This is a genomic window from Dyadobacter diqingensis, assembly GCF_024220585.1.
Classification (GTDB): Bacteria; Bacteroidota; Bacteroidia; order Cytophagales; family Spirosomataceae; genus Dyadobacter; species Dyadobacter diqingensis.
This window is the reverse complement of sequence record NZ_JAMXKF010000001.1, coordinates 1067320-1085250: the sequence shown is the minus strand read 5'-3', so window position 1 is coordinate 1085250 and position 17931 is coordinate 1067320. Positions and strand designations below refer to the sequence as shown.

Here is a 17931-nt window from a genome sequence, read left to right as displayed (position 1 = left end):
CTCTATTGATATTTTTTATAATTTAAATGAAGTAAATAGCAAAATTGGAGTTTATGAAACAGTATTTAACCCTGTTCGAAACCAGACTGAGAAGTGAAAATCATCCGTGAAAATATTGCGCCTGATGAGGGAAGTTCATTTAAAGTACTGCTTACACCAGGACTGAATGACACTTTTTTATGGCATTTTCATCCGGAATACGAAATTGTGTACGTAGAAGGGACCAGCGGAACCCGGCATGTTGGCGAGCATACCTCCGTTTATGAGGGCAGCGATCTGGTGATGATCGGACCCAATATTCCGCATTTAAATTTTGACTATGGTGTCAGGACGGCGTGTGAACAGGTCATTATCCAGATGAAAGAGAATTTTCTGGGAAAGGATTTTCTTGATATCCCCGAGTTCGCTTCCATTAAATCACTGTTTGATCAGTCGCATTTTGGACTTTCATTTACGGGCAATACCAAGAAAATTGTCGGTGAAAAGCTAAAAGAATTACCAAAACTGGATCATTTTGACCAGCTTATTTCTCTCCTTCAGATACTAAGATTGCTGGCGTCTGCCGAACAGGTTACCGTTTTGAATAACACACCGGCAGGAAATAAATCTTTGCAGAAGGAACAGTTCCGTATGAATTCGATCTATAAATATGTGGAAACGCATTTTGATCAAAAGCCGGATGTGAACTTTATTGCGGAACAGGTTAACCTTACAACAGCTGCCTTTTGCAGGTTTTTTAAAAAAAATGCCAAAATGACTTTCACTGATTTCGTGAACCACTATCGGATCAATCAGGCAAAAAATTATTTGTTACAGGATAAAACCGTATCCGAAACCTGTTTTGCGGTAGGTTTTGAAAGCCTGTCTTATTTCAACAAACTGTTCAAAAAAGTCGAGGGCGAAAATCCTTCCGAATTCAAGAAACGTTATTTGAAGTAACGAGTGCAGTGCTCGTAATTGATGAATTTGCTGCGATAGGATGCTTCTATGCCTCATAATCCGTTGTGATTGATATTTTTACGTTTTTTGCGAACCTTATACCAGTAAAACTTACTACTCAAACTCCTGTTCTATGTACATTAATCGTTACCTCAATCCCATTATTTTCTACTATTATTCCTGGCGCATGGTGCTGCTTTCGCTGTTTACCGGGTCTGCTGCTATCCTATCTTACGAATATCTGGAATGGCAATGGGTTGCCATTCCCTGGTTGCCGGTGTCACTGGTTGGTACGGCCACGGCTTTTTTTGTCGGTTTTAAAAACAATCAATCGTATGACCGTAGCTGGGAGGCGAGGACAGTCTGGGGCGCTATTACCAATCACAGCCGCTCGTTTGGTGCAACGATCCGGGCTTTTGTCGGAACTGGCGTAGATCCGGATGTGGATGCAGAGATTAAGGTGATTATTTACAGGCATATCGGCTGGTTATATGCGCTGAAAAACGCCATGGCGCAACGGACAGCCTGGGAGCATAAGGATAAGGCAAGTGAGCGTCAGCGAAAAGCGCTGGGTACAAAGCTGGAATCTTTCGAGACTGAGATTGTCCGGTATTTGTCGCCGGAGGAAGTGGGGTGGATTAAGACGAAGAAAAATATGTCAACACAGCTGCTCGACAGGCAGTCGCAGCATATCAACCAGTTACGAAAAAGAGATCTGATCGATTCTTATCAGCATATCACGTTGCAGCGACTTATCGCATCTCTTTATGACGAACAGGGAAAAAGCGAAAGAATAAAAAATACGCCTTTCCCGCGTCAGTATGCTACCACTTCTATTGTATTTATATTCATTTTTATGACGCTGCTTCCCTTCGGTTTGCTGACGGAATTTCTCAAACTGGGTGAAAAATTTATGTGGCTGCTGATTCCTTTCAACCTGATCGTCTCCTGGGTATTTATGTTCATGGAGTATACAGGAGATGTCAGCGAAAATCCGTTTGAAGGGTTATTGAATGATGTTCCGGTAAGAACGATTGTGCGTAATATAGAAATCGATCTGAAAGATATGCTGGGAGAGGAAAACCTCCCTGAACGGTGCCAGCCATTTTCAGGAGCCATTTTCTAAAAGATCAGGTGATGAAAAAGGCTTATCGGATTTGATTCCGATAAGCCTTTCTCTTTTTTATGCCGTAGCGACTACCTTATCCTGCAAATACTCGCAAAACTGCTTCACCGTTTGCAAATGCTGGTAATCTTCGTCGGGGATAGAAACTTTAAACATATCTTCCAGCTGCAAAACCAGGTCCACTGTGTCCAGGCTGTCGAGTCCAAGATCACGGGACAGGTTTGCATCATCGGTAATCGAGTGAAAAGGAAGTCCGGTATTGACAGCCAGTAAATTTCTGATTTGCTCTTTCATATGAAAATCATTTAATGAAGGTTAAGGGAAAATTTCAGTAAAGTTTCTTTCATAGAGCGGTTTGAAATCCGGTTTTATTTTTTGAGCAAAACAACTGTTGGCTGTTATTTTACTATACCGGAAATGCCATCGGTTTGTGGCACAGGCATCTGATTTAATTTGGAACCGTTGATTCGTTTGCGCATCATTTTTTCAACAAGAGAGATCACGGTTTTTCGTGACAGTAGTTTGGGGATAAAAGATTGCAGATAATTAACCGTCCCGTTGACCTTATAATTTTTGCCGGCAATAAGTGCTTCAATCCCTTCACGTGCTACTTTTTCAGCCGGTTCGATGTACATATCACGGGTATCTGCACCCGCAACGGCCTGAAATCCGGTGGCGGTATTTCCCGGGCAAAGCGCGGTGACGGTAATGCCTTTTTTGTAAAATTCCCCGTAAAGTGCTTCGGAAAAAGAAAGCACAAAAGCCTTGCTGGCAGCATAGGTTGCAATGTAAGGACAAGGTTGAAAAGCGCCCGTTGAGGCAACATTAATAATGCCGCCTGAGCCTGATGCAAGCATTGGTGGTAGAAACAGGTGTGTCAGTTTTACAACGGCATTGATATTCACTTCGAGCATATCTTCATAAACGGAGCTATTTTCGCTCAGAAAATGTCCCCATTTCCCAAAGCCGGCGTTATTGATCAGCAGATCAATTGTCAGGTTGTTTTTTCTGGTAAATTGAAAGAGTTCAAAGGGCGTCTGTTTTTCAGACAAATCACCAGCGAAAACATGAGTTTCAACACCGTATGTTGTCGCGATTTCGGCCGCAATAGTTGTTAGTTTTTCTTCGGATCGGGCAGTCAGCACGAGATTCATGCCACGTTTTGCAAGTTCTCTGGCAAATGCTTCGCCTATGCCGGATGATGCGCCGGTAATCAGCGCTGTTTTTCCTTTTAAATGTTTCATTGTGTTGCGATCATTGTGATGGCACAAATCTCGCATGTAATTTTCCTGCGCTTCTTGACAAATGTTAGGAAATGATCTGTCTGCGAATGCGGCTTAATGACTCCGGTTTAATGCCGATAAAAGAAGCGATGTATTGGAGAGGTACATTTTGGATGATGTCGGGCTGCCGGGAAATCAGTTTTTGATAACGCTGTTCTGCGCTCAGCACCAACATATCTTTTGTCCTTTGTTCGTTATAATGCAATGATTTTTCGGTGATGACCCGCGCAAATTCCATCCATTTCAATTCCTGCTGACAAAGGTTGTCCAGGTTTTTCTTATCGATTCTTAAAAGGGAACAATCAGTTATACACTGCAAATTCGTGGCAGACGCGGTTTCGTCATTAAAACTGTTGAAGGACGTTATAAAACCAGGCGGACAATTGATGTGTGTGGTTATTTCGGTCCCATCTTCAAAGTAAAACAGCCTTAAAAAGCCTTCGTTTATAAAATAGAGGTAGTGCGCAGGTTTTCCCTCCGATTCCAGAATTTCCGTTTTTTTGCCATAAAAAGGTTCGAAAGCCTGAACAATCAGGTCGATATCCTCATCTTTCAGAGAGATAACCGAGCTGATCAGATTTACTATTTTGGCATGTGCTTTCGTACTTTTCTGTGGCATGGATAAGGTTTTTCTTGGACAAATCAGGAATAATCCGGGAATGGGTTGGCGGATCATTCAATATTCCTAATTTAGGAAAACCGAAATCCAAAACCTAAGTTTTAAAATCTATGAAGAAACTATCCGGGCTCTCGCTTGGGCTGCTCATGGCAACCTCAGTTTTAACCCAGGCGCAGACAAAAGATCCTGTTGTGGAAGGCATCGTTAAGGAAGCCAATGAAAATTCGCAGCTCGAAAAACTGGCGCATGAATTAATGGATGTGATTGGCCCAAGACTTGTCGGGTCGCCGCAAATGGTGCAGGCCAATGAGTGGGCAGTTGCCAAATATAAAGAATGGAATATTTCTGCCAAAAATGAAAAATGGGGCGAATGGCGTGGCTGGGAGCGAGGTGCGTCGCATATTGATATGGTGTCGCCGCGGGTGAAATCACTGGAGGGTATGCAGCTTGCATGGAGCCCGTCGACAGGAGGCAAAACGGTCACGGCCGACGTGGTGATTGTGCCCGATCTGGCGGATTCGCTGGCGTTTGCTAAATGGCTTCCTTCGGTAAAAGGAAAGTTTGTGATGATCAGCATGTTGCAGCCAACAGGCCGCCCGGATTACAACTGGCAGGAATTTGGCACGAAGGAATCGTTTGAAAAGATGAAGAAAGGCCGTGATATCCAGACGGAGGCATGGGCGAAACGAATTGCCAAAACGGGTTATTCAGCGCGGACATTGCCCCTGGCTTTGGAAAAAGCGGGAGCGGTCGGTATTGTGGCTTCTTACTGGTCAAAAGGATTTGGAGCAAATAAAATTTTTGGTGCGGTTACGAAAAAGGTGCCAGCCGTTGATATTGCTTTGGAAGATTACGGCTTGCTGTATCGTCTGGCAGAATCGGGGCATACACCTAAAATAAGTGTTAGAGCAGATTCGAAGGAGAATGGCGTCGTGCCAACTTTCAACACCATTGCAGAAATAAAAGGGACAGAGAAACCGGATGAATATGTCATTCTTTCGGCCCATTTTGACTCATGGGACGGCGGTACTGGGGCCACAGATAACGGCACCGGCACTTTGACGATGATGGAAGCCATGCGTATCCTGAAAAAAGTTTATCCAAATCCGAAGCGGACAATTCTGGTAGGGCACTGGGGCAGCGAGGAGCAGGGCTTGAATGGCTCACGTGCCTTTGTTGAGGATCACCCGGAAATTGTGAAAAATATTCAGGCGGTTTTTAATCAGGATAATGGAACGGGACGGGTAATAAACTTGTCGGGTCAGGGCTTTTTGTATGCCTATGACTATTTGGGACGTTGGCTATCGAAAGTGCCGGACGCGATTAAGGCACCCATTGAAACCAAATTTCCGGGTGCGCCGGGAGCAGGAGGTTCTGACTTTGCTTCATTTGTAGCAGCCGGCGCGCCTGCATTTTCGTTGAGCTCATTAAACTGGTCTTATGGAACTTATACCTGGCATACGAACCGCGATACCTACGATAAAATTGTTTTTGATGATGTACGCAGCAATGCCATTTTAGCCGCTATTATGGCTTATCAGGCGAGTGAAGATCCTGCCAGAACATCCCGTGAAAAAAGCGTGCTTCCTGCAAATGCAAAGGGAGAACCGGGGCTTTGGCCAGCGGTGAGGCAACCGACGCGCAAAGGCGGACTTGATTAATTATTAATGTTTCGTTTTTGAGATATACGTTACGTTTTTGTGCGCTTTTGTATTAAAGAAGTCAAGTTTTCAAAACTTGACTTCTTTGTTTTAGCAGAGGAAATCAGCTAAGCAAATCTTAATTCCCGTCAGGTTTTACAGCAGTTACCAATGGGCTTGTTGGGAAATAGAATTCCTTTACCGGATCGGGGCGAGCGGGATCATAAGCCGATAACTCATCCAGCAGGTATTTCGTCAGTTCCGGTTCTGCTTTTTTTATTCCTTCCATGATACATTTTGCAAGCTGATAAGCACCGTAATTGCTGAAATGCGTATCATCCTTTATTGCCTTGTCCCTCCCTGGAAAACTGTTTGCCGGATAGTGAACAAAGGCTTTTTTGGATTCTTCCGGTCCTAGTGTTTCCCAAAGAATTTTGCTCATCGCGTTAAGGTCAATCAGGGGCGCTTTTTGTTCAGCAGCAGTCTGTCTGGCAGCTTCGGGGAAATCGCCCAATGTGTTCACAATATGTCCTGTTGAATCAAAATTTCTGCGGTGCATGCTTGATACGAGAACCGGAATCCCTTTTTTCTTGCGGGTTTCGGTAATGAATTTTTCAAGCAGTGCTTTGTAACCAACAAATGGCAGCAAATCTTTTTGTTTCTGGTCGTTGTGGGCAAATTCGATAAACAGATAATCGCCTGCTTTCATCTGCGACAAGATTTTATCCAGACGTTTTTCCGCTATAAAACTTTTCAGAGACTCACCGGATTCTGCATAATTGGCCACCACAATGGCGCCGGGTTTGAAAAATCTCGGGATTATATTTCCCCAGGCAGAATAGGGTTCATAAGCCTGATCCACAACGGTGGAATTTCCTGCTAAAAAAATCGTTTTTGCCTTCTCGTTTTTCGTAATCTCCAACCCGCAGATTTTTGGTTCTTTTCCGCAAAACTCAAAAGTGAGCTGATCGTCCCAATGCAGGTAATCTGCTTCACGTGGTTTGATGGCGATTTTTTCGCTGGCATTGATCTGAGGCGAACGCAGATTCACCGTAAAAATGGGCGATACGAATTCGGCTGCCTTAGTCCCGATATTTTCCAGCATCAACCGTCTGCATTCCACTTTTACGGTTGTTGACGAGGTACCTTCTTCGTCTCCCAATATCAGTTTCACATCATAATTTCCTTCCGGCAATTTTACAGAGAAAAAGAACGATGAATCAGATGAAATGTAGTCAGACTGCAACCGGTTTTTAGTCTTTCTGTCGACCGCTTTCAGGCCTGTTCGCGACAGAAAACCATATCCTTTTTCGTTCGAGTAAATATTTTCAGGACTGACCTTAACATATCCTTTGGCAACCTGTCCGGATCCGAAATCAAACTTTAAGTTTTGTCCGCATACAAAGCGGCTGAATCCCAGCAGAAAAACCAGAAACAGAAAATTACTTTTTTTGCAATAGCTGTACGGAGCTGTCATTGATTTCGAACGACTTGTTATTCAGTAAATTAATCACTTCTGCCCCCGCCATAATCACCGGCCCATAACCATGCGCGGCAAAAGGGCTGATCGGACGGTGGTAATAAAATGCAGGATCAAAGCCCATTCCGGTCCCTACGCAAGTGCCTTCAACTTGTCCTTCTTTATTAATTTTTGTAGAAACCGCATTCCATGCAAGCAGCGTCATGGGTGCATAGCTAAGCCCGTCGATCCAGCCATTATTGATCGCTTTGGCAATGGAATAGGCATAAATTGCCGTGGCAGATGTTTCAAGATAAGAGTCGTTGCGGTCAAGCAACTGGTGCCAAAAGCCGGATCCCGACTGATAAGAGGCCAGTCCTCGAACATGCGCTTTTAGAAGTTCAAGAATTTTTGGTCTTCCGGGATGGTTCACAGGAAGTACATCCAGCAATTCCACTTTCGTCAAAATTGCCCATCCATTGGCACGCGCCCAGTGAAATTCAGGATGATCTGTCATTCCTTCCACCCAGCCGTGCATGTATACCCCTTTATTTTTGTTAAACATTCGGCCGGAAATCTGTAAAACTTGCTTTACGGCTTCATCATAATATTTTTTGTCGCCGGTAAGTTTCCCCATTTGTGCCAGCGCGGGAACACCCATAAACAAATCGTCGAGCCAGATTGTGTTAGGCTGAGGTCTGTTTCTGGCAAGCGAGCCATCTTTTAATTTATGCTCTTTGTTTAAAATATAATCGATATGGCTGTCGATCAATGGACGGAAATTTCCTTTTGTTCCGGCTCTCGTAGCCTTGATCATCGCGGCACACATCGCACCGCAGTCGTCCAGCGCGTGCGGATCCACCAACCCACGTAAAGGACCGGCTGTGCCCCAGTCGGCATGTTCTGCACTGGTTTTTTTGAAATAAGGAACAGACTCAGCAATGAATTGCAGTCGTTTATCGGCATATTCCTTAAACTTGGGGTCGCCTGTCACCTGGCTTGCAAGCAGCATCGACGAATATGTCACGCCCCACTCATAACTCACGATCCGGTAATCACCTTTTTGTAAAGCCGTGTTCTGATCAATTTTGGTCAGATCCGTCACCGGTTTGCCAGTTTTGCTATCTACAAATGCAGTCGGCGTAACATTATTTAAATACGCATGGATACGATTTAAATCATTAACAATATTCTCTTTTTTTACGATGCCGTAGGGTACCGGATAATCCGGCTGCAACAAGTGGAGCGGCGTATTGGAGTCGTTCGCCTTGGTTTCATTACGCTGGGCAATGACATTTTGTGTTTGCCCTAAAACCAGTCCGGAAAAGATAACACCCTGAAATATAAGTTGTTTTGATAGATGTTTTGCGTACATGAGCTGCCTGAGATAGCTGGTTAAAATTGGATTAACATGGTATACAAATATAATATTTTAAAGTTTTTCGACATTCCCGTACTCACCTGCTTTCTGTGATAATATTCATGGATAAAATTTAAATAAAGCGTTACTATGCTTAGCTTTGAAGATATCATTTTATTCGTGAAACCTTATGCATTTCGTCCAGACCATAGAAGCACCGGAAAATATACTTCTACTTCGTACTTTTGAATCGGGTACTGAACCCGGGAATCAGCAAAATTTTAAAGCTGAGAAAGGTGAGTTATGGTGGCCTTCCGAAAACGAAATCTGGTTAGGGTTGGGAAAGTCTCCAAAGTTGGCTGCTGTTCTCAAAGCGCTGCGCTTTTTGTTTTTCAAAAGAAAGGATCGCTGGCCCGACCAGATTGTCCTGGATGCGAAAGGCAAATCAGCAGAATGGATCGAAGTGGCTGTGAATGGCATCATTCTGGGCGGATATAATCTGCAATTGTACAAAACTGAACCGAAGATTTTTAGCCCGTTTTTCGGCGCGACGGGCAAGTTGTTTATCCTGACCGATGCACTGACTGAGGAAAACGAAAATGCCATAAACCTTGCGCATAAAACTGCATTGGTACAAATCCGGATCATGGATTTGATGAACGCGCCGGGGAATTATAAAACACCTGAAAAACTGGCAGAATGGGCTGTCGAATCAGGGAAAAACAATCAGTATAAAGTCACTGTTTTTGATAAAAACAAATTACATGAGCTTCACATGTATGCGTTGCTTTCGGTCAGCAAGGGAAGTGATGCGCCGCCGGTAATGATTATTTCAGAATACGAACCGGAGTATTATAACAAAACGATCGCGCTGGTTGGAAAGGGGGTCACGTTTGATACGGGAGGGATTTCGATAAAACCTTCTGCCAATATGCACCTGATGAAGAGTGATATGGGGGGCGCTGCTGCCGTTTTGGGAATCGTTGAACTGGCTGCCCAGCTAAAACTTCCGGTGAAGATTATCGGTATTGTCCCTTCCACGGAAAACTGTGTCGATGGTTCATCCATGAAACCGGGTGACGTGATTCGCTCTTATGCCGGAAAGACCATTGAAGTGATTGATACGGATGCGGAAGGAAGGCTGATATTGGCGGATGGGCTGAGTTATGCAGTCAGAGAATATAAACCGGACGTTGTCATTGACCTTGCCACATTAACCGGAAGTGTCATTCAAACCTTGGGTTACGAAGCAGCAGGGCTGTTTACCGTCAGCGATAATCTGGCAAGTGAACTGACCAAAGCCGGAGAGGAAACAGGGGAGCGGTTATGGCGTTTACCGGTCTGGGATGAATACAAGGAGGAGATATCGTCTGATATTGCGGACCTTAAAAACTACCACGGAAAGCCGTTGGCAGGCGCCATTGTTGCCGCTAAATTCCTGGAAGTATTCACCGACGAACACCCGGAATGGGCACATCTTGATATTGCCGGGATGGCTTTCGGGGATAATGATTTTGCACCGGGCCGGGCAGGAACGGCTTATGGAATTCGTTTGCTGAGGACTTATCTGACATCATTGAAATAGAACAGGATATCTTTCAGCACGGTTTTTTTCTTTTGTACAGGCAGGTTTGGCTGTTGTTTTAAATTTCTCATATCATAGAAATTTAACTTCGGCTTTACTTGATAAATAGCTTGTTTTTGTTAGATTTGGGAAAAGGAAGTTTTCCGGCGACCTCTCGCCAAACAGGAAAGCTTTGATATGCATACTATCACTACAACCGGTTGTTTATGGCGCGTCCTTTAACTTTTCTATGTATTTCGACCTATTTTAAAGGGAATGATTTTCTGAAAGCCTGCAAAGATGCGGGGAATATCGTGTATTTATTAACAGCTAAAAAACTGGATCAGAAACCGTGGGCGCGGGAATCGGTCGATGAGTTTTTTTACATAGAGGAAGAAGAGGATAAGACCTACAACATGGACGAAGTCATTACGGGGCTTGCGTATATTATGCGCAGCCGCATGATCGACCGTGTTGTTGCGCTCGATGATTTTGACGTTGAAAAAGCGGCCCTGATCCGTGAGTATTTCAGGATACCCGGCATGGGACAAACGACCGGGAAATATTTCCGGGATAAACTGGCCATGCGTACCAAAGCATCTGAATCGGGGATATTGGTTCCGGGTTTTTGTGGTTTGTTTAATGATGATGTAATTAATAAATTTCTCGACAGTCATCCGGGACCGTGGATGATTAAACCACGTTCGGAGGCCTCGGCAACGGGTATCAAAAAATTATATAACCGGGGAGAGTTGTGGGAAACAATACATGAGCTAGGCGATAAGAGGCATGCTTACCTGGTTGAGCAATTCAAGCCGGGGGATGTTTATCATGTGGATAGTTTGTCGATGAACGGGCGGGTTATTTTTTCATGGAACAGCAAATACCTGGCACCACCGTTTGACGTGGCCCATGGCGGAGGGATATTCCGCTCGATGACTGTACCTTTTGACTCGTCAGAGGCGCATGCACTGGAAACGATATCGGTTGATGTTTTAAAGGCATTTGGCTTGCGGCATAGCGCGTCACATACAGAGGTGATACGGTCAAAAGATGATGGCAAGTATTATTTTCTGGAAACATCGTGTCGGGTTGGCGGGGCACATTTATCCGAACTTGTTGACGCTTCTTCCGGAATTAATTTGTGGAAAGAATGGGCGAAAATGGAAACCGCTGAGGCGAAAGGCGAAGTGTTCAAACTGCCGCCAAGCCGTAAGGAATATGCCGGAATCATCATTTCACTGACCAGGCAGCCGTGGCCGGATATTTCGGTTTTTAGCGATCCTGAGGTTGTTTGGCGAATGGATGAAGAACACCATATAGGTCTTGTCGTTCGCTCTAAGTCCAAGGACAAGGTTATTGAGCTTTTGGATAAATATGCCGATATTATTCAAAGTGATTATCACGCATCGGCACCGGCTCCTGACCGTCCAACGCATTGATAATTAATAGTTTTATTTTAACTTTAAGGAAGTCTTATCATCGATAAATAATCTTGGTTTCGGCCTGTCGGAATACGACATATCTAATTCAATAGCATTCCGGTTGTAAAAGAATTTGGACAACCGGAATGCTATTTTTGTATCAAAAATACTTTTATTCTTCATGGTAGTGTGCCGGATGATTAGAAGAAAAGTTGCAGAATATTTTAAGAAGTTCAATAGAGTTTTCTTGCGCGTTTAGTCCAACTTTTTATTTCTAATGATCCGTTCTATGCTAAATTTCTCCAAATTTTTGTGTCTTCTGGTATTTGTTGGTTTTGTCTTTTCCGCTTGTAAAAAGGACGACGAAGTCACTCCAAAAAGTATTTTGACGTTTGACGGAAAAACCTACGATCTCGCCAGTGGTTTGCTGATCGACTACGGACAGTCCAAAAAGAACCAGGGGCATGCGCAGGTTTTGTTTTTGTATTCGTCCGGCGTTAAGGTATATGAGGGTGCAGGAAAAATTGATTCCACATCGGGTAAAGGACACATTCTTTATTTTGAAATATTCAGCCCGGTTTCAAATGCTCTGGGTGAGGGTGAATATATTTTTGACGACACAGCCACCCTGATGGCAAAAACCTTTGGACTTTCATACGTCGTTTTCAATGCAGATTACATAACATCGGCGGGGGAGGTACACGAGATTATTTATGGAAAGGTCAATGTTAAAAAAGATGGTAATAACTACGAATTAACTTTTGACTGTACAGAAGGCTCGGACGGCAAAAAGCTGACAGGTTATTATAAAGGCCCATTAAAGTTTTATGATGCCAAGTGATAATCGCCGCATTTAAATCGCTAACGACCGTAAAATTCATTGAAGGTATAAAAGCTTCCGGTTGGAAACGCTTTGAAGAGAATTATGGCAAAGAAACTACTACGAACATATCATAAGAACGTCAGCCGCCTTTGATAACATCGCAAATTACATCACAAATAATCCTGCAAAATGGGTAGAAGATCGTTTTTACAAGTAGGGGCGACCCCTGTGGTCGCTCCAAAAAAATCCAAATTTCTATGAACCCACGATTTCCCAGGAAAACATATCTGTAACGCAGAAATATTGGCCATATCCAGGATTTTGGATGGGATAACGGGCAACCACAAGGGACTGCAGTTACATTGGTAATTTAAACGCCTGACGACCTAATAACAACCAGGCACCCTTTGTTTTTTGCCAAACATAGAACACTCCCAGCTTAACCGGAGCAGGATCCTTGCCCTTGTTATGTGTATCTCCAATCAGCTTATGACGAACAATAGCCAAATCCCCGGAAACAGAGATAGTCTGGTCCGAGAGGTCAATTTTGGTGAAATGTGATTCGCCGCTCGTAAGGGCACGGATAAATTCCTTTTTATCTTCAAGCAGCCCGTTGGAGTGTCCATAAGATAATAGCGGAGAAGTCAGTTTGTCCAATACCGGTGCATCCGCGGCAATAATTGCATTTTTTAATTTTTCCACAGCATCACCAACTGCTTTTTCATCAGCACTTTGGGCAAAAGAAGCCAGACTGGTAAATAACAATAACGCTGCGACAAAGAATGTTTTTTTCATAATGATCAAAAATGATTTTAGAGTTTTCGGGAACGAATGCTTTTAAATTTTAACCTGTTCCATTTTAGGTGCAAAGAAGTGCATAACTGCCCAAGCAAGCAAATAGGCGAAACCGCAAATGATAAAGATCAGGTTGTAGCCGGCACCGATGTTGCCAGCTGTTTTATAATTGTCAAGGATAATACCTACCAAAAGCGGGAAAAGTATCCCACCTACTGATCCGGCCATACCACCTATACCGACAACCGAACTAACGGCTTTTTTAGGGAACATATCGGATGCCGTTGTAAAAATATTGGCACTCCAGGCCTGGTGCGCAGCAGCTGCCAAACTTATCAAAAATACAGCCTGCCAGATGTTGGTTGTGTATTGTGCGAGCATAATCGGTGTAACCAAAACTGCGAAAATGAACATCGAGGTTTTACGGGCGCGGAAAATCGGCCAGCCTTTTTTAATAAAGTATCCTGAAAGATACCCCCCGCCGATACTACCAATGGTAGTAGCCGTATAAACGATCACAAGTTCAAGACTTGGTTTGGAAAGGTTCAGTTTGAATGCTTCTGCAAAGTAGGAAGGGAGCCAGTAAAGAAAGAACCACCAGATAGGATCAGTCAGCATTTTTCCGAAAACAAAAGCCCAGGTCTGACGTACTTTGAAAAGGTCAAGCCATTTTACAGGTGCTTCTTTGCTGGTGTCCGGTTCGTTGTCGCTGTGGATATATTCAAATTCTGCCTGGTTCATGCGTTGTTGTTTTGCAGGTACCTCGTAGTATCTCCACCAGAAAAATAACCAGACAAAACCCAGTGCGCCCGTGATCAAAAATGCTTCCTGCCAGCCGTAAGCTCCCAATAACCAGGGAACCATAATCGGTGCAACCACGGCACCAATGTTAGCACCTGAATTAAAAATACCAGTCGCCAGTGCACGCTCTTTTTTGGGGAACCATTCCGCAGTTGCCTTAATAGCCACCGGAAAGTTGCCGGCTTCACCCAGTCCGAGCAGTGCACGCATGAAACCGAAACTGAGTGTTCCGGTAGCCGCGGCATGTAAAATAGCCGCAATACTCCATACCACAACCGAAATAATGTATCCCAGCTTAGTCCCGATTTTATCAATAATGGCACCGAAACCGATGAGCGAAATTGCATATGCTGCCTGGAAGGCCATTACAATGTGGCTGAAATCTTTTTCAGTCCAGCTAAAATCAGATTCCAGGGCTGGTTTCAATAAACCCAATACCTGGCGGTCGAGATAGTTGATGGTGGTTGCAAAAAACAGCAAAGCAACAACGCGCCAGCGGTACTTCGTCATTTGATTTTCCAACTTGGGGATTTCGGTAGTAAGCATATTTGCGACAGATTATTGTTTCCGGGGTTTAACTTAAATTTTGACGTACTCAACTTTCGAAAGAAAATCGGCCAGAGTCTGAGATGCGCCGACGTTTTCAAGGGATTCTAAATACTGGACGACATTCTCCTCTGATACCCCCAACTTCGTGAGGTCAGAGCCCCAAATGAACGGATCTTTTAAAATCAGATGGGCCATTTCGGGTAAAGACGTGATCTGCCATTTCTGGTGAAAATAAGCCGCCCGCTGATCCTGAATGAGATAATAACTGCCGTTTGCAAGGCCGTAAAAATGATCACCGTCTTTACGAACCGACTTCATGAAAAATATATACACCGCGAAACCAAAAGTCATGTATTCGGGCGTGGTGCCAAATTCTTTATGAAATTGTAAAAAGGCCGGGATAACGCGCGAGTTGATTTTAGCAGAATAATTATGGGTGATATTGATCCACTTGTGCTCAATGTACGGGTTCAGAAAACGGTCCAGTACCATTTTACTGAATTTCTGAGCCCTTTCTTCACTTACCGGATAAGGAATGGCAAGGGAAATTTCACCCTGTATCAGATTGCTCAGATATGCGGCGAATGTTGCATTTTCCATGGCCTCTACCACGGTGGTAAAACCGCACAAATAGGCCAGACCGGAACCAAGCGTATGCGCGCCGTTGAGCAAACGAAGTTTTAATTCACGATATAATTCAATATCCGGCTCGATAATAACGCCGGAGTCTACCTGGCTGAATGATAAAATTTCTTTTACCCTTTCATCACCTTCGATAGCCCACATGCGGTAATGTTCCGAAATAATCATCAGGTCGTCGATGTAACCCAATTCTTCTTCGATCTGTTTTTTGATCTGAACATCCGGCCGGCCGGGTACAATGCGGTCAACGAGCGAGTTACAGAACGAATTGTTTTGTTCAAGCCAATCTATGAAAGAGCCTTCCAGCCCGTTTCTGTGGGCGAGTTCCAGTACGATCGATTCCAGTTTTTTTCCGTTATCAGAAATTAATTCCGTTGGTACAATCACCAATCCATGGTCGGGACTTCCGGCAAATGCGGTAAAACGGGCATATAGGAATGCCAATAATTTACCCGGAAATGAAATCGGAGGCCACTGGTAAATATCATCCTGAACGAGCTGGATACCGAGTTCGGTGGTATTGGAAAACACAATTTTTATCGCCGGATTTCTGGCACAGTCAAGGACAAGCGACCATTGGTTTTTAGCAGATAAGACCCGGCTGATCGATGAGGAAATGATGGTTTCCTCGATTAACTTTCCATTATGCACCCCTTTCATGGCAAGGGTGTAAAGGTTATCCTGACGGTCAAATGCTTTTAAATCGCCTTCATCAGTTGATTTTACAACAACAATCCGTCCGTTGAAAATACCTTCACGGTTTGCTTTGTCTACAAAATAATCAGCAAGTCCGCGTAAAAATGCGCCGGTTCCAAACTGAATTACTTTTTCCGGCAATTCGAAAACTGAATCGTCTGGTACGGTCACGTCCGGATGGTTCCGCAGCCGGCGCAAATGTTCGCGAAATAGGTGATTCATAAGTTTTAAATCTTAGTCAATGTAAAAAGTCAGATCCTATTTTTTTGCTGTTTGCTGCAATAACCAGGTGGAAAGTTCTTTGGCAGCTTCGAAGTTCTGGAACGTATTATTGATTCTGCGACCATCAAGATATTCGTTGTAAATCCACGGATCTCCAAGCGCGAATACTGTCCCTTTGCCATATTTTGAAACAGCCATGATAATGTCATCATGGTCGGTCAGAGCCGATTTGGCAGGTGGTGTCACCGCAATTGGAGATAATTCTTTGATATACAGTTTGCTGGCATTTTTGAAAATGGCCTTGTCGCTGGCAGGCACGTCAATCCGGCCCTGTTCAAACTGAAGACCCTGGACCATGTTTCTGTTTTTATTGGTAAACTGAATACCAAAAACCTTTGCCAGCTGGTTGAAATGAGGTATTTCGCAGTTGGCTGTGTCGTTTGCCATTAATACCAGCACACCGCCAGCCTTCACCCATTTTTCAATTTCAGCGATGTCTTTCGCCTGTACGAAGTTTGGGGTTGGTGATTCTTTTTTTGTATCAGGGTCAACGATGATGTATACGTCAATGTCTTTGAGGTTTTCTGCGGTGGGAGCGGACGGGATTGAAACTGTTTCTGCACCTAACTCACGATAGATTTTCCCCCACAACCAGTAGCCCGAATGCTGACGATCTTCCCAGGTATAGTGAAACGGTTCTTGCTGACCGGCGGCATTTTTTCTCACTTCTTTATTGAAATGATAATCCAGTCCCACTTTTTTACCTTTTCCAACAGCATTTTCAGCAGCAATTTCTATTTCGATGCTGGCCATGATAAATGGTCCTACACCTTTGAGATCGTTTTTGCGGATTGGTTCGCTCAGGTAATATTCATAACTCCCGTCACGGTAAGGTGTGCCGCCAAGTCCGCCTACGCTCACCGTTTTATTCAGACTTATCGTCCCGTCGGATTCTTTTTCGATAAAGTTTTTAATGATCCCGTCATAACCTTTTTTGGCCACAGCAGCATAGTTCGCCGGAATGTAACCCAAACGCGAGCCTTTTGCCAGCGCATACACAAACATCGTGGAGGCAGAAGCTTCAAGATAATTGCCCTTGCGTGTTCCCTGATCCATGATCTGATACCATACACCGGAATTTTTATCCTGATATCTGGCCAGCACCGGTGCAATTCTCTGAAGATATTTGATCAGCTCAGGTCGTTTTGGGTGGTCTTTTGGAAAATAATCCAGCACGTCAACCAGCGCCATGACATACCATCCGATGGCACGCCCCCAGAAATGAGGAGATCTGCCTGTTTTTTTATCTGCCCATTTTTGCTCTTTACTCTCGTCATAGGCATGGTAAATCAGGCCTGTTTTTTCATCCACTGCATATTTTTCAATAAGCTCAAACTGTTTGGCGATGTCATCAAAATGCTCGGGGTGGTTAAACAGCAGGCTGTATTCGGCAGAAAAAGGTTCAGCCATGAATAACCCGTCGAGCCACATCTGGTTTGGATACCTCTTTTTATGCCAGTATCCACCTTCCTTGGTGCGAGGCTGCTCAGCTAACTGCTTCCAAAGAAGATCAGCCGCTTTTTTGTATTTCTCTTTGTCAGGCTGTGTTTGCTGGTAAAGGGTTAGTAAGGCACGACCAGTCGGGATATTATCCAGGTTGAAAGAACTGAAATCATAGGTGCGGATGGAGCCGTCCGGTTTCACAAACTGATCCTCATCCTTTCTGATATACTCGAAATATTTACCTTCACCCGTGCGATAAAACACTCTTTCAAGCGCTTTTAGCATCAAACCCTGCTCATAATTCCAGTTGGAACGTTTGGCTTCCCCTACGAGGATCGAGTCTTTGTTCCACGAAATAAACGAATCCGCCATGCGTGTCGACCACGGTTTTTCCTGCGCGTGGGAGGATATGGCGGTGAGCCCAAAAAGCAGGGACGAAGTAATTTTTATAAAACGGTTGGATAAATATTTCATGCAATTCAAAAT

General features: G+C 44.1%; 15 protein-coding genes. 6 read left to right on the top strand and 9 right to left on the bottom strand.

Going from position 1 to position 17931, the window contains the following annotated elements; translation table 11 throughout:
• Positions 1–93 precede the first annotated feature (93 nt).
• Positions 94–939 carry an AraC family transcriptional regulator gene (locus M1L62_RS04385; protein ID WP_254411788.1) on the top strand — a complete coding sequence of 282 codons (846 nt, stop codon included), beginning with the start codon at positions 94–96 and terminating at the stop codon, positions 937–939.
• A gap of 133 nt (positions 940–1072) precedes the next feature.
• Entirely contained in the window at positions 1073–2065 is a 993-nt protein-coding gene (locus M1L62_RS04380) for a bestrophin family protein (RefSeq protein ID WP_254411787.1), read from the top strand.
• Positions 2066–2122: 57 nt separating this feature from the next.
• On the opposite strand, the gene M1L62_RS04375 is transcribed toward M1L62_RS04380, so the two are convergent.
• The 3 genes from M1L62_RS04375 to M1L62_RS04365 all read right to left on the bottom strand — a co-directional run bounded on the left by M1L62_RS04375 (position 2123) and on the right by M1L62_RS04365 (position 4024).
• Entirely contained in the window at positions 2123–2359 is a 237-nt protein-coding gene (locus tag M1L62_RS04375; protein ID WP_254411786.1) for an acyl carrier protein, read from the bottom strand.
• Positions 2360–2463: 104 nt separating this feature from the next.
• Positions 2464–3309 (bottom strand): SDR family NAD(P)-dependent oxidoreductase, encoded by an 846-nt coding sequence (locus tag M1L62_RS04370; protein ID WP_254411785.1) that lies wholly within the window; start codon positions 3307–3309, stop codon positions 2464–2466.
• A gap of 64 nt (positions 3310–3373) precedes the next feature.
• Entirely contained in the window at positions 3374–4024 is a 651-nt protein-coding gene (locus tag M1L62_RS04365) for a Crp/Fnr family transcriptional regulator (RefSeq protein WP_254411784.1), read from the bottom strand.
• A gap of 53 nt (positions 4025–4077) precedes the next feature.
• Here M1L62_RS04365 and M1L62_RS04360 point away from each other — a divergent pair, with 53 nt between their 5' ends.
• Entirely contained in the window at positions 4078–5628 is a 1551-nt protein-coding gene (locus M1L62_RS04360; protein WP_254411783.1) for a M20/M25/M40 family metallo-hydrolase, read from the top strand.
• A 118-nt stretch (positions 5629–5746) separates the two neighbouring features.
• Here the strand turns inward: M1L62_RS04360 and M1L62_RS04355 are convergent, their stop codons facing one another.
• Both M1L62_RS04355 and M1L62_RS04350 read right to left on the bottom strand, forming a co-directional pair.
• Positions 5747–7084 carry a rhamnogalacturonan acetylesterase gene (locus M1L62_RS04355; protein WP_254411782.1) on the bottom strand — a complete coding sequence of 446 codons (1338 nt, stop codon included), beginning with the start codon at positions 7082–7084 and terminating at the stop codon, positions 5747–5749.
• Complete coding sequence (locus M1L62_RS04350) at positions 7050–8441, bottom strand: glycoside hydrolase family 88/105 protein (protein WP_254411781.1); 1392 nt, start codon at positions 8439–8441, stop codon at positions 7050–7052. The genes M1L62_RS04355 and M1L62_RS04350 overlap by 35 nt, the downstream gene beginning before the upstream one ends.
• A 175-nt stretch (positions 8442–8616) precedes the next feature.
• Here M1L62_RS04350 and M1L62_RS04345 point away from each other — a divergent pair, with 175 nt between their 5' ends.
• From M1L62_RS04345 to M1L62_RS04335, 3 genes are all read left to right on the top strand, one after another.
• Positions 8617–10011, top strand: a complete 1395-nt coding sequence (locus M1L62_RS04345) for a leucyl aminopeptidase family protein (RefSeq protein WP_254411780.1) — start codon at positions 8617–8619, stop codon at positions 10009–10011.
• 206 nt (positions 10012–10217) lie between these two features.
• Complete coding sequence (locus M1L62_RS04340; RefSeq protein WP_254411779.1) at positions 10218–11432, top strand: ATP-grasp domain-containing protein; 1215 nt, start codon at positions 10218–10220, stop codon at positions 11430–11432.
• Positions 11433–11703: 271 nt separating this feature from the next.
• The gene (locus tag M1L62_RS04335) at positions 11704–12255 is read left to right on the top strand and encodes a hypothetical protein (protein WP_254411778.1); all 552 of its coding nucleotides are present in this window, start codon (positions 11704–11706) and stop codon (positions 12253–12255) included.
• A 339-nt stretch (positions 12256–12594) separates the two neighbouring features.
• On the opposite strand, the gene M1L62_RS04330 is transcribed toward M1L62_RS04335, so the two are convergent.
• From M1L62_RS04330 to M1L62_RS04315, 4 genes are read right to left on the bottom strand one after another with little or no spacing between them, the layout of a single operon-like run.
• On the bottom strand, positions 12595–13032 hold the full coding sequence (locus M1L62_RS04330; RefSeq protein ID WP_254411777.1) for a nuclear transport factor 2 family protein: 438 nt from the start codon (positions 13030–13032) through the stop codon (positions 12595–12597).
• A 42-nt stretch (positions 13033–13074) separates the two neighbouring features.
• Positions 13075–14379, bottom strand: a complete 1305-nt coding sequence (locus M1L62_RS04325) for an MFS transporter (RefSeq protein ID WP_254411776.1) — start codon at positions 14377–14379, stop codon at positions 13075–13077.
• A gap of 33 nt (positions 14380–14412) precedes the next feature.
• Positions 14413–15942, bottom strand: a complete 1530-nt coding sequence (locus tag M1L62_RS04320) for a tagaturonate reductase (protein ID WP_254411775.1) — start codon at positions 15940–15942, stop codon at positions 14413–14415.
• A 36-nt stretch (positions 15943–15978) separates the two neighbouring features.
• Positions 15979–17919: a glycoside hydrolase family 88 protein gene (locus tag M1L62_RS04315; protein ID WP_254411774.1), complete on the bottom strand. Its 1941-nt coding sequence runs from the start codon at positions 17917–17919 to the stop codon at positions 15979–15981.
• Positions 17920–17931: the final 12 nt, after the last annotated feature.

Bases quoted from the DNA above. Each gene is read 5' to 3' on its own strand.
- M1L62_RS04380 (WP_254411787.1), top strand. From the start codon at position 1,073: ATGTACATTAATCGTTACCTCAATCCCATTATTTTCTACTATTATTCC.
- M1L62_RS04375 (WP_254411786.1), bottom strand. From the start codon at position 2,359: ATGAAAGAGCAAATCAGAAATTTACTGGCTGTCAATACCGGACTTCCT.
- M1L62_RS04370 (WP_254411785.1), bottom strand. From the start codon at position 3,309: ATGAAACATTTAAAAGGAAAAACAGCGCTGATTACCGGCGCATCATCC.
- M1L62_RS04365 (WP_254411784.1), bottom strand. From the start codon at position 4,024: ATGATCCGCCAACCCATTCCCGGATTATTCCTGATTTGTCCAAGAAAA.
- M1L62_RS04360 (WP_254411783.1), top strand. From the start codon at position 4,078: ATGAAGAAACTATCCGGGCTCTCGCTTGGGCTGCTCATGGCAACCTCA.
- M1L62_RS04355 (WP_254411782.1), bottom strand. From the start codon at position 7,084: ATGACAGCTCCGTACAGCTATTGCAAAAAAAGTAATTTTCTGTTTCTG.
- M1L62_RS04350 (WP_254411781.1), bottom strand. From the start codon at position 8,441: ATGTACGCAAAACATCTATCAAAACAACTTATATTTCAGGGTGTTATC.
- M1L62_RS04345 (WP_254411780.1), top strand. From the start codon at position 8,617: ATGCATTTCGTCCAGACCATAGAAGCACCGGAAAATATACTTCTACTT.
- M1L62_RS04340 (WP_254411779.1), top strand. From the start codon at position 10,218: ATGGCGCGTCCTTTAACTTTTCTATGTATTTCGACCTATTTTAAAGGG.
- M1L62_RS04335 (WP_254411778.1), top strand. From the start codon at position 11,704: ATGCTAAATTTCTCCAAATTTTTGTGTCTTCTGGTATTTGTTGGTTTT.
- M1L62_RS04330 (WP_254411777.1), bottom strand. From the start codon at position 13,032: ATGAAAAAAACATTCTTTGTCGCAGCGTTATTGTTATTTACCAGTCTG.
- M1L62_RS04325 (WP_254411776.1), bottom strand. From the start codon at position 14,379: ATGCTTACTACCGAAATCCCCAAGTTGGAAAATCAAATGACGAAGTAC.
- M1L62_RS04320 (WP_254411775.1), bottom strand. From the start codon at position 15,942: ATGAATCACCTATTTCGCGAACATTTGCGCCGGCTGCGGAACCATCCG.
- M1L62_RS04315 (WP_254411774.1), bottom strand. From the start codon at position 17,919: ATGAAATATTTATCCAACCGTTTTATAAAAATTACTTCGTCCCTGCTT.